Source organism: Ruegeria sp. HKCCA5463, from assembly GCF_013034175.1.
Taxonomy (GTDB): Bacteria; Pseudomonadota; Alphaproteobacteria; order Rhodobacterales; family Rhodobacteraceae; genus Ruegeria.
In genome coordinates this window covers 20800-33311 of record NZ_WQFL01000002.1, presented here as the reverse complement: position 1 = coordinate 33311, position 12512 = coordinate 20800, and the positions used below count along the sequence as shown (strand labels likewise).

General features: G+C 57.7%; 6 protein-coding genes and 1 tRNA gene. 5 read left to right on the top strand and 2 right to left on the bottom strand.

Annotation, left to right across the window (positions count from 1 at the left end):
• The first annotated feature begins 12 nt into the window (after nucleotides 1-12).
• Entirely contained in the window at nucleotides 13-3156 is a 3144-nt protein-coding gene (locus tag GOW09_RS06195; protein ID WP_171116620.1) for an efflux RND transporter permease subunit, read from the top strand.
• 517 nt (nucleotides 3157-3673) lie between these two features.
• Here GOW09_RS06195 and GOW09_RS06190 read toward each other — a convergent pair.
• A tRNA-Leu gene (locus GOW09_RS06190) sits at nucleotides 3674-3760 on the bottom strand.
• 201 nt (nucleotides 3761-3961) lie between these two features.
• Here GOW09_RS06190 and GOW09_RS06185 point away from each other — a divergent pair.
• Nucleotides 3962-4945, top strand: coding sequence for a complex I NDUFA9 subunit family protein (locus GOW09_RS06185; RefSeq protein ID WP_171116618.1), 984 nt, complete (start codon nucleotides 3962-3964; stop codon nucleotides 4943-4945).
• Here GOW09_RS06185 and GOW09_RS06180 read toward each other — a convergent pair whose 3' ends face one another.
• Nucleotides 4946-5749 (bottom strand): undecaprenyl-diphosphate phosphatase, encoded by an 804-nt coding sequence (locus GOW09_RS06180; RefSeq protein WP_171116616.1) that lies wholly within the window; start codon nucleotides 5747-5749, stop codon nucleotides 4946-4948.
• A gap of 230 nt (nucleotides 5750-5979) precedes the next feature.
• On the opposite strand from GOW09_RS06180, the gene GOW09_RS06175 reads away from it, so the two are divergent.
• From GOW09_RS06175 to gltB, 3 genes are read left to right on the top strand one after another with little or no spacing between them, the layout of a single operon-like run.
• Nucleotides 5980-7413: an NAD(P)-dependent oxidoreductase gene (locus tag GOW09_RS06175; protein ID WP_171116614.1), complete on the top strand. Its 1434-nt coding sequence runs from the start codon at nucleotides 5980-5982 to the stop codon at nucleotides 7411-7413.
• A gap of 24 nt (nucleotides 7414-7437) precedes the next feature.
• Complete coding sequence (locus tag GOW09_RS06170; RefSeq protein WP_171116612.1) at nucleotides 7438-7875, top strand: GFA family protein; 438 nt, start codon at nucleotides 7438-7440, stop codon at nucleotides 7873-7875.
• Complete coding sequence (gene gltB, locus GOW09_RS06165) at nucleotides 7872-12404, top strand: glutamate synthase large subunit (protein ID WP_171116609.1); 4533 nt, start codon at nucleotides 7872-7874, stop codon at nucleotides 12402-12404. The genes GOW09_RS06170 and gltB overlap by 4 nt, the downstream gene beginning before the upstream one ends.
• Nucleotides 12405-12512 lie beyond the last annotated feature (108 nt).

Genomic DNA, 12512 nt, shown 5'->3' with positions numbered 1-12512 from the left:
CGGAGCGATCTGATGGAAACCCTTACCTTTCGCCACCCCCGGCTGGTTGCCCTCATCATTTTGGTGCTTGTATCTGCAGGTCTGTCTTCGTTCCTGTCGCTGGGACGGCAGGAAGACCCAACGATTACCAACCTCTTCGCAACTGTGACGACGCAGTTCCCTGGTGCAGACCCTGAACGGGTCGAAGCGTTGGTTACCACAGAAATCGAAGAAGAGCTTCGGAAAATTGCCGAGGTGGATGAAATCAGCTCTGTATCCCGGTCGGGCGTATCGGTCGTTTCGGTAGAGTTGCTGGAGACGCTGGATGAAGCAACCATTGAGCAGGTTTGGGCCGAAGCTCGGGATGCCGTTGAAGATGCTCGACAGAACTTTCCGAGTGGAGTGTTGCCGCCGGAATTCGATGCCGAGGGTATTTCTGCCTATTCTGCTGTCATTGCCGTTGCGGCCGAGGATCCGGACTTCCCGTTAACTTTGCTTTCGCGGCATGCCGAAGCTCTGGGTGACAGGCTGCGCGCGATACCCTCTACGCGAGCCGTGGACTATTTCGGTCAGCCGGAAGAAGAAGTGCTCGTAAATGTCGATATGGACAAGGCCGCTGCGCTTGGGCTCAGCGCTGCCGAGATCTCCCAGCGGATTGCAGAAGCAGATGGGAAGGTTCAATCCGGGCGGTTGCAGTCCGATGTCGACCTGACAATAGGCATAAGCGGAGAAATTGAGACTTTGGACCGCATTCGAAGCATCGTCCTGCGAGAAAATGCAGACGGTGCCGTGGTGCAGCTCGGAGATATTGCCAGCGTAGACCGGGGCGCGCGCAAACCGCAGCCCTCAATCGCGTTTGCCAACGGAAAGCCCTCGGTTTTGATAGGAGTTCTGGCGCAGGACGGGGTACAGATCGACCGTTGGACGGGCTTTCTTCGGGATGAGCTTGAGGCCGGCGCCGCATCGGTACCTTTGGGCATGCAGGAAATACTGCTGTTTGATCAAAGCGAGTACACGACGGATCGTTTGTCAGAGGTTGGGATCAACATGGCCATTGGCGTGGCACTGGTCGTGGCAGTTTTGTTTGTTACGTTGGGGGTTCGGGCAGCTGGGATTGTGGCTTTGGTATTGCCGGTTGTCTCATTGGCAACTCTGGCGACGATGAACATGATTGGATTGCCAATTCATCAGATGTCCGTGACGGGCCTGATTGTTGCCCTTGGTCTGCTCGTTGACGCAGCCATCGTCATGACCGATGAAATTCGACGTCGTCTGCAGGATGGGATGGATCGGCTAGCAGCCGTACGGGATGCTGTTCGCAGGTTGGCCGCGCCACTGCTGGCATCGACCGTGACAACGGCGCTTGCCTTCACGCCGATGATCTTGCTGCCGGGACCCGCAGGCGACTTTGTCGGTGCCATCGCTATCGCCGTGGTGCTTATGCTTGTCTGGTCCCTTGTTGTGGCCTTGACGGTGACCCCGGCGATTGCGGGCTGGCTACTGTCGGACCGCCCCGACGCAGGAATGCTGAGCCGCGGCATCAGCATCCCGCCGCTTGCCCGAATGTTCGAGGCCTCAATTCGATTGTCAGTCGCTAATCCGGTGCGATCCATCGCCTTGGCACTGGTCTTGCCCGTGCTTGGCTTCGCGGCCTTTCCAACGCTTACTGCGCAATTCTTCCCGGGCGTCGACCGAAACCAGTTCTATGTCGAGGTCGACATGCCGGGTGGAACATCAATTTCCACCACCGAAGCGACCGCGCGCCAGATTGACGAAATGCTACTGGCAGATGAAGGTGTTAAGAGTGTCTACTGGACAGTCGGAGAGTCCGGCCCGGCATTCTACTACAACATCGTTGGCAACCGTTCGCGCGAGCCCGGTTTTGCACAGGCCATGATCACGACCAACACGGCCGACGATGCGGCCCGCCTTGTCGGAGCGTTGCAGAGCCGTCTGGATATCGACTTTCCTGACGCGCAGATCATCGTGCGCAATCTTGTTCAGGGTCCTCCGGTCGCCGCACCGGTTGAAGTCAAAATTCAGGGGCAGGACATCTCGGTATTACGTAATCTGGGCGACGAGGTGCGTTCAGTAATGGCCAATCTCGATCTGGTGACGCAGGCGCGTGCCAGTGTGAACGGCGGCAACCCTCAAATCCGGTTCGAGATTGATGAGGTCAAAGCCCGTTTGCTGGGGCTGGACGTGGCGGATATAGCGGGTCAGCTGGACACGGCGCTTGTTGGCACAACCGGTGGATCACTGATCGAAGGGACTGAGCAGTTGCCGGTGCGCGTTCGTTTGGGTGACGAGGTGCGATCAGATCTAAGCGCGATTGTCAGTATGCCCATTCTACTGCCGAACGCTGCCGAAATATCCGCGACAGGAATTCTCCCTGCTGTGCCGTTGTCAGAACTAGCCAGACCCATAATCGAACCTGCAGAAAGCGTCATAACTCGAACGGATGGCGTGCGAGAAAACACCATACAGGCGTTTATCGTACCTGGTGTTTTACCCGAAGAGGCTTTGCAGGACATATTGGAAGCGCTTGATGCGTCCGGGTTTGTGTTGCCTCAAGGCTATTCGATGTCCTTAGGCGGCGACAGTGATGCCCGATCCAATACCGTGGGAAATTTGCTTGCCTCTGTCGGGTTGATCGTCACACTCTCCATCGCGACGATCGTTCTGACCTTCAACTCGTTCCGGCTGACCCTTGTGACCTTGGTCGTGTGCGTTTTGTCTGCAGGCCTTTCACTGCTGTCGCTGGCCGTCATGCAATTCCCGTTCGGAATAACGGCAATCATCGGGGTCATCGGCTCAATAGGGGTTTCGATCAACGCGGCGATCATTATTTTGACCGGGTTACAACAAGACCGAGAGGCCGGCCAGGGAGATCGCGCAGCCATGGCTCGCGTAGTTACTGGTTCCAGCCGTCACATTATTTCGACAACGGTCACGACCTTTGGCGGCTTCTTACCCCTGATATTGGGTGGAGGTGCATTTTGGCCACCATTCGCCGTAGCAATCGCAGGCGGCGTTCTGTTATCAACCGTTGTATCTTTCTACTTCACCCCTCCCGTGTTCGCTTTGGTGTATCGTAGAACATTCAACAAACAACGTCCGGCCAAAAACCGCCATTCCGAACCACGCGAAGCCGTTGTCGCGCTGGTGGCGGAATGAGAATTGCGCCTACTTCTCCTTGTGAGTTGGTGTGGTTCAAAGCCGCCGTTGTTCGAAGTAAGAGTCAAGTTCTGCTGTGGGCCGAACGCCGGATTTTGCAGTGTCTGGTTTCTGCGCGTTGACGTCGTTATCGCGGACTGCAGCACCTGGTTACTTTGGGGCCGGATCGGAAATTTGCTCGACTGAGATGCACTACTGCTTTGCGGTGCTTTTCCGTCAGTGACCCGCTTGCGCCGGTTGTGCGGAGGATACGACTCATAATCGATTTGGGCTATCCGTCTCGTTGTAGATTGCGCAGCCTTGGCTTTGATCATTAGGACCATTGAAACGGGCGGAACAACCTTAACAAAACCTAACAACTCAGCTGCAGTCAGCGGACGATTCTGCCGAAGCTTGGAAGCTGCGCGATACCAACCAATACCTACAGATCTATCTGCGAAAAGTCGGGAGATAAATCAGGGGGTATTTTGATGCCTGCAAAGAAAATTTTTGTGTTTCAACATCTTGTGGGGATATTTGGTGCCCAGGAGAGGACTCGAACCTCCACGTCCATACGGACACTAGCACCTGAAGCTAGCGCGTCTACCAATTCCGCCACCTGGGCAGGTGTCGTGGAGGGGCGTTTAAGCCTAGTCGCGGGGGGCGTCAACCAGATTCGGTGAGATTTTTTTAAGTTTTTTGAATTCGGTTCCCGGCCGGTGTTTTCCACGCATGGTTTTCAACGCCGTCGCGGCGAATTAGCGCCTTGTTTGACTGGCCTGCGGGCGCTAGTTCTAGGGCGCAATTTCTCAGCAGGAGCCCTCTCATGTCGAAACTGGTGACGATTTTTGGCGGATCGGGATTTGTCGGTCGCTACATCGCGCGGCGCATGGCGAAAGAGGGGTGGCGTGTCCGGGTGGCTGTACGTCGCCCGAACGAGGCCATGTTCGTCAAACCCTATGGTGCCGTGGGTCAGGTCGAACCGGTGCTGTGCAATATCCGGGATGACGCCTCGGTGGCGCTGGCGATGCAGAGCGCCGATGCGGTTGTAAACTGCGTGGGTGTGCTGAACGAGCTTGGCAAGAACGGGTTTGATACCGTTCAGGCCGAAGGAGCTGAACGCATCGCGCGTTTGGCGGCCGAGCAGGGCATCAAGCGGATGGTTCATATCTCGGCCATCGGTGCGGATGCGAATTCAGCCAGCGCGTATTCCCGGACCAAAGCACATGGTGAAGCGGGCGTGTTGAAGCATATGCCAGACGCTGTGATCCTGCGTCCTTCGGTGATCTTTGGCACCGAAGACCAGTTCTTCAACCGTTTCGCCGGAATGACCCGCATGGGACCGTTCCTGCCTCTGGTCGGGGCCGAGACAAAATTCCAGCCCGTTTACGTAGACGATGTGGCGCAGGCTGCCGTCAAAGGCGTTCTGGGGCAGGCAGAGCCGGGTATTTACGAGCTTGGCGGCCCCGAGGTTAAGACCTTTCGTGTCTTGATGCAGCAGATGCTTGAAGTGATTCACCGTCGCCGCGTCATCATCGGCCTGCCGTTCTTTGCCGCGCGGATTATGGCGGGTGTGCTGGATATCGTTAAATTTGTCAGCTTCCAGCTGTTCCCCAACAACATTCTGACGCGCGATCAGCTTAAGAACCTGCGTCACGACAATGTTGTCGCCGAGGGCGCAAAGTCTTTTACAGACCTTGGTATCGTGCCGACCACGCTGGAATCGGTACTGCCGGAATACCTGTGGAAATTCCGCCCCTCGGGTCAGTATGACGACATTCAGAACTCGGCCAAAAACCTGCGTATCTGATCAGCTGTAGGCCATGATCAAAAGTATCACGCCTAGAATGACGCGGTAGATGACGTAGGGTGTGAAGCTGACGCTGCGCAGAAGCCGCATCATCAGGCTGAGCGCCAGCAGGGCCGAAAGAAAGGCAAGCAGCGCCGCAATGGCCCCATCCCGGGCCAGTTGCATATCGGCCCCGCGCACGGCATCCAATGCCAGCAGTGTGCCCGACGCCAGGATTGTCGGGATCGACATCAACATCGCGATCCGCGCGCCGTCTTCACGGGTATATCCCAATTGCCGCGCGCCGGTTATGGTTATCCCGGAACGGGACGTTCCTGGGATCAGGGCAAGAACCTGCCACAGACCCATGATCAGCGCGTCGCGTATTCCCCAGTTTTCGGCCTCTTTGGTTTCAGGAGCCTTCTGATCCACCCAATACAGCAGCAGACCGAAACCCAGCATTGTCCATCCGATGACCGTGATCGAGCGCATGGCCTGGCTCAACCCGGTGACATGCAGAATGAGGCCCGCGATCACGGTAGGAACAGTTGCAACGATCAGGCCCAGAGCAAGCCGGGCCTGCGGTGTATCCGCCCGTCCGGTCAATGCGCGCGGTAATCCGGCAAGGGCCTGTTTTACATCTGACCGGAAATACAGCACCACGGCGCCCAGGGTTCCCACATGTACCGCGACATCAATGGCTTGACCCTGATCCTGCAACCCCGACAGGTTGGGCAGCAGGATCAGGTGACCAGATGAGGATATGGGCAAAAACTCAGTGATTCCCTGAATGATTGCTACGAGAATCAGGTGAAACAAACTCATCTGCCCTGCCGTGCTGCTGCCACGTGTTCTTTGTGGGTTATGGGTATAAGGGCGATGGAAAAAAGGAAAGCGCGCATATAGGTCCGAATCGGATCTAAAAATTCCAATTATTTTCCACTTTTCTTAAAGGCGCGCTGCATTTTTTCAATTTAGGTCAGCATAATTGACTTTTCATCCAAAAGCGCATCCCGTAAAGAAACGGAACCTAGCCAATTCATGGAGTCTGACCCGTGGCCAAGCAACCGATGCTGAAATTTGTGCAGATCGACCGCGTCATGCCGGAAAAGCGTGCTGCCAATGACCGCAAGGACGACTTTGACGAGATCTATTCCGAGTTCGCCGATGAAAAAGCAGCCGAGCAGGCGAGTCGGTGCAGCCAATGTGGTGTTCCGTACTGCCAGTCGCATTGCCCGTTGCACAACAATATTCCCGACTGGTTGCGCCTGACTGCGACCGGGCGCCTGGAAGAAGCCTATCAGGTAAGTCAGGCCACCAATACCTTCCCCGAGATCTGCGGGCGCATCTGTCCGCAGGACCGCCTGTGCGAGGGCAACTGCGTGATCGAACAGTCGGGCCATGGAACGGTCACGATTGGTTCGATCGAGAAATACATAACGGATACCGCATGGGAAAAAGGCTGGGTCCAGCCGGTTGCTCCATCGGCCGAACGCGCTGAAAGCGTGGGTATCATTGGTGCTGGCCCCGGTGGATTGGCCGCTGCGGATATGCTGCGCCAGGCTGGTATCCAGGTCACGGTATACGACCGCTATGACCGGGCCGGTGGCCTGCTGATGTATGGCATTCCGGGGTTCAAACTGGAAAAAGACGTTGTTCAGCGCCGCAATGACCTGTTGGCTGATGGTGGGGTCGAGTTTGTTCTGAATTGCGACGTGGATGCGGCCAAGTTCGAAGAAATCCGGGCCAGGCATGATGCCGTTATCATTGCGACCGGTGTCTACAAGTCGCGCGACCTGGCAATGCCGGGCAGCGGTCTGGCCGGGATCGAAAAGGCGATCGACTTCCTGACAGCCTCGAACCGGAAAAGCTTTGGCGACCAGGTCGAAGAATTCGACAACGGTCGCTTGAACGCCGACGGCAAAAAAGTCGTCGTGATTGGCGGCGGTGACACTGCGATGGATTGCGTGCGCACTTCGATCCGTCAGGGCGCGACTTCTGTCAAATGTCTGTATCGCCGGGACCGGGCCAACATGCCGGGGTCACAGCGTGAAACGCAGAATGCCGAGGAAGAAGGCGTGATCTTCGAATGGCTCAGCGCGCCCAAGGGGTTCTCGGGTGAAGACACGGTCAATGGTGTCATCGTTCAGAAGATGCGCCTGGGACAGCCAGACGCATCCGGTCGTCAGGCCCCCGAAGTGATCGAAGGCGCGGACTATGTCGAAGACGCCGATCTTGTGATCAAGGCGCTTGGATTCGAACCTGAAGACCTGCCGACGCTGTTCGGACAACCTGATCTGCCGGTCACCCGCTGGGGTACGATCAAGGCGGCGTTCCAAACCGGCGAGACCGAAATGGACGGAGTCTATGCAATCGGTGACATCGTGCGCGGTGCCTCGCTGGTGGTCTGGGCGATCCGGGACGGTCGTGACTGCGCTGGTGCGATCATCGAACGCTTCAATGCCAAATCTGCCGTTGCGGCCGAATAATCCCGGCGATCAGGAGGCTTCGAAATGCCTGAATTGCAAGGCCAATGCATGTGTGGCGCGGTCACGGTGACGGCAACTCCGGCGCGGGATGCGCTGGGGGCCTGCCATTGCGACCAGTGCCGGCGCTGGACCAGTTCCATGCTGGTGACATTTCAGGCCGAAGAAGGCTATGCCGCGCTTGGACCGGTCAAAACCTACACTTCCTCTGACTGGGCCGAGCGCGCCTTTTGCGCCGATTGCGGCTCGGCGCTTTGGTATCGGATCACGCTTCCGGGCGAGATGCACGGCCAGACGCAGATGGCGGCAGGTCTGTTTGACAACGCCGCAGGCAACCCACTGAAACTTGAACTTTACATCGACAAAAAGCCCCAGGGCTACGCGTTCGCAGGCGAACGCCGGCAGATGACCAAAGCCGAGGTCGAAGCCATGTACGCCCCCTCTGACGAAGGAGACAGCCAATGACCAAATATGATGCCGATTGGGTGCGGGCCGAAAAAGCCAAGCGCAAATGGATGGCTGAAAATGGTCTCTATTCCGAGGAAGAAGAGCATTCTTCCTGCGGTGTGGGTCTCGTTGTGTCCGTGGATGGGAAAGCGTCGCGCAAGGTTGTGGACGCCGGTATCGACGCGCTCAAGGCGATCTGGCACCGCGGCGCGGTTGATGCTGACGGCAAGACCGGTGATGGCGCGGGCATTCACGTGCAGATTCCGGTTTCGTTTTTCTACGATCAGATCAGGCGCACAGGCCACGAGCCCAAATTGGACGAACTGATCGCTGTTGGTCAGGTTTTCCTGCCGCGCACCGACTTTGGCGCACAGGAACAGTGCCGGACCATCGTGGAAAGCGAAGTTCTGCGCATGGGCTATTACATCTATGGCTGGCGTCACGTGCCGGTCGATGTCACCTGTCTGGGTGAAAAAGCCAACGCCACCCGGCCCGAGATCGAGCAGATCCTGATCTCGAATTCCAAAGGTGTGGACGAAGAGACCTTCGAGCGCGAGCTCTATGTCATTCGTCGCCGTATTGAAAAGGCCGCCTCAGCCGCCGGTATTTCCGGGCTGTACCTGGCTTCGCTGTCCTGCCGTTCAATCATCTACAAGGGTATGATGCTGGCCGAGCAGGTTGCTGTCTTCTATCCCGACCTGATGGACGAACGGTTTGAATCCGCCTTCGCAATCTACCACCAGCGCTATTCCACCAACACCTTCCCGCAATGGTGGCTGGCGCAGCCCTTCCGCATGTTGGCGCATAATGGCGAGATCAACACGCTGAAAGGCAATATCAACTGGATGAAAAGCCACGAGATCCGCATGGCGTCCTCGACATTTGGGGATTATGCCGAGGATATCAAGCCGATCATCGCCGGAGGATCGTCGGATTCGGCCGCATTAGACTCTGTTTTTGAGGTTCTGGTGCGCGCGGGTCGCTCGGCCCCGATGGCGAAAACCATGCTGGTTCCGGAAAGCTGGTCCAAGCAGGCGGTGGAACTGCCGCAGGCGTGGCGCGACATGTATTCTTACTGCAACTCGGTGATGGAGCCGTGGGACGGCCCCGCCGCGCTGGCCATGACGGATGGCCACTGGGTCTGTGCTGGGCTGGACCGCAACGGCCTGCGTCCGATGCGTTACGTCGTGACTGGCGATGGTCTTGTCATTGCGGGATCCGAGGCCGGCATGGTGCCGATTGATGAGTCCACAGTGACCGAAAAAGGCGCGCTGGGCCCCGGTCAGATGCTGGCTGTCGACATGAAAAAGGGCAAGCTGTATCGCGACACCCAGATCAAGAACAAGCTGGCGAGCGCATTGCCGTTTGGCGAATGGGTCGGCAAGATAAACGATCTGGACGAGGCGCTGGCAGGCGTGACCGAAAAGCCGATTTTTTCGGGTGAAGATCTGCGCAAGCGCCAGATCGCGGCAGGCTATTCAGTCGAAGAGCTGGAGCAGATTCTTGCGCCTATGGCTGAAGATGGCAAAGAGGCGCTGGCGTCCATGGGTGACGATACGCCCTCGGCGGTTCTGTCCAAGCAATACCGCCCGCTCAGCCATTTCTTCCGGCAGAATTTCAGCCAGGTCACCAACCCGCCGATCGACAGTTTGCGCGAATACCGCGTCATGTCCTTGAAAACCCGGTTCGGGAACCTGAAGAACGTGCTGGATGAGGACAGCAGCCAGACCGAGATCATCGTTCTGGAAAGCCCCTTTGTCGGAAACGCACAATGGGATGAACTGGTTGGGAACCTCAATGCTCCGCTGGCCGAGATCGATTGCAGCTTTGAGCCTGGTCAAGGCGCGCTGAGCGCTGCTTTGGCCCGTGTCAGAGCCGAAGCTGAAGAGGCTGTCCGGTCTGGCGCAGGGCATCTGGTGCTGACCGACATGCACTCGGGTGAAGATCGTGTGGCGATGCCGATGATCCTTGCCACCAGCGCAGTGCACTCACACCTGACCCGTCAGGGCCTGCGGACGTTCTGTTCCTTGAACGTACGCTCGGCTGAATGTGTCGATCCGCATTACTTTGCGGTTCTGATCGGCTGTGGCGCGACCGTTGTGAACGCCTATCTGGCCGAAGACTCGCTGGCCGATCGTATCGATCGTGGGCTGCTGGACGGCACACTGACCGAAAATGTTGCGCGCTACCGCGAAGCCATCGACCAGGGCCTGTTGAAAATCATGGCCAAGATGGGGATCTCGGTGATCTCGTCCTACCGCGGCGGTCTGAATTTCGAGGCTGTTGGCCTTAGCCGCGCGATGGTCGCCGAGTACTTCCCGGGTATGACCAGCCGGATTTCCGGCATCGGCGTCACCGGTATTCAGGCAAAGGCCGAAGAAATCCACGCCAAGGGCTGGAACAGTGGTCTGGACGTGTTGCCGATCGGTGGTTTCTACAAGTCGCGGCAATCGGGTGAAACCCACGCGTGGGAAGCGACCTCGATGCATATGATGCAGATGGCGTGCAACAAGGCGTCCTATGAGCTGTGGAAACAGTATTCTGCCAAGATGCAATCGAACCCGCCGATCCATCTGCGCGACCTGATGGATTTCAAACCATTGGGCAAACCGGTACCGATCGAAGAGGTGGAATCGATCACCTCAATCCGCAAGCGTTTCGTCACGCCGGGCATGTCACTGGGCGCGCTCAGCCCCGAGGCGCACAAGACGCTGAACGTGGCCATGAACCGGATCGGAGCGAAATCCGACTCGGGTGAAGGTGGTGAAGATCCTGCACACTTCGTGCCCGAGCCGAATGGCGACAACCCCTCGGCCAAGATCAAGCAGGTGGCCTCGGGCCGGTTCGGTGTGACCGCCGAATACCTCAACCAGTGCGAAGAGCTGGAAATCAAGGTGGCCCAAGGTGCCAAGCCCGGCGAGGGCGGCCAGCTGCCCGGCATGAAGGTCACCGATCTGATCGCGCGCCTGCGTCACTCGACCAAGGGCGTGACGCTGATTTCTCCGCCGCCGCATCATGACATCTACTCGATCGAGGATCTAGCGCAGCTGATCTATGACCTGAAACAGATCAACCCGCGCTGCAAGGTGACGGTTAAACTGGTGGCGTCTTCGGGCGTTGGCACGATTGCTGCCGGTGTGGCCAAGGCGAAAGCGGATATTATCCTGATTTCGGGTCACAATGGCGGTACGGGTGCCTCACCCGCGACCAGCATCAAATATGCCGGTCTGCCATGGGAGATGGGCCTGACCGAGGCGCATCAGGTTCTGGCGATGAACAACCTGCGTGATCGTGTGACTCTGCGCACCGATGGTGGTCTGCGGACCGGACGTGACGTTGTCATGGCTGCGATGATGGGGGCCGAAGAATACGGGATCGGCACCGCTGCGCTGATTGCGATGGGCTGCATCATGGTGCGTCAGTGCCAATCGAACACCTGTCCGGTTGGTGTATGCACGCAAGACGAAAGCCTGCGCGCCAAGTTCACCGGAAACGCGGACAAGGTCGTCAACCTGATCACCTTCTACGCTCAGGAAGTGCGCGAGCTGCTGGCCAGCCTTGGCGCGCGTTCCGTGGATGAAATCATCGGCCGTGCCGACCTGCTGGCTCAGGTCAGCCGTGGCTCGGCGCATCTGGACGATCTGGATCTCAATCCGCTGCTGATCACCGTCGATGGTGCGCATAACATCGTGTACAATCGCGACAAGGACCGCAACGCCGTGCCCGACACGCTGGATGCCGAGATCGTGCGCGATGCGGCGCGGTTCCTGAAGGACGGCGAGAAGATGCAGTTGTCATATGCCATCCAGAACACGCACCGGACCGTCGGAACCCGTATTTCCAGCCACATTGTGCAGAACTTCGGCATGCGGAACACGTTCCAGGATGACCACCTGCACGTGAAACTCCAGGGTTCGGCCGGTCAGTCTCTGGGGGCTTTCGCTGCCCCGGGTCTGAAGCTGGAAGTGTCGGGGGATGCCAATGACTATGTGGGCAAGGGCCTGTCTGGCGGCACGATCGTTGTGCGCCCGCCGCAGGTCAGCCCGCTGAAGGCAGACGACAACACAATCATCGGCAACACGGTTCTCTACGGTGCAACTGACGGCCATCTGTTTGCGGCCGGCCGCGCGGGTGAACGGTTTGCCGTGCGCAACTCGGGCGCCAAAGTTGTGGTTGAAGGATGTGGCTCGAACGGGTGTGAGTACATGACCGGCGGTGTGGCCGTGATTCTTGGTGATATCGGGGCCAATTTCGGTGCCGGGATGACCGGTGGCATGGCATATCTGTATGATCCTGAAGGCAAGGCCGAAGCGTTGATGAACAAGGAAACGCTTGTTACCTGCCCGGTCACCGTGGACCATTGGGTGGATCAATTGAAAGCCCTGATCACGCGTCACGCCGAGGAGACTTACAGCCGCAAGGCTGCGGATATTCTCCAGCATTGGGATGTGGAAAAGGGCAACTTCTTACAGGTTTGTCCCAAAGAAATGCTCAACAAACTCAGCCACCCGCTGAGCGAAGAAGCCACGGCAGTTCCGGCGGAGTAAGCCGAAATTCCACCAAAAAACCGGCCCCGCGTGCCATTTGCAGCACGCGGGGCCACAGTTTTTGTGCGGTTTCGGTGGGATTCTTGCCTGTTCTTCCGAATTTCGCCA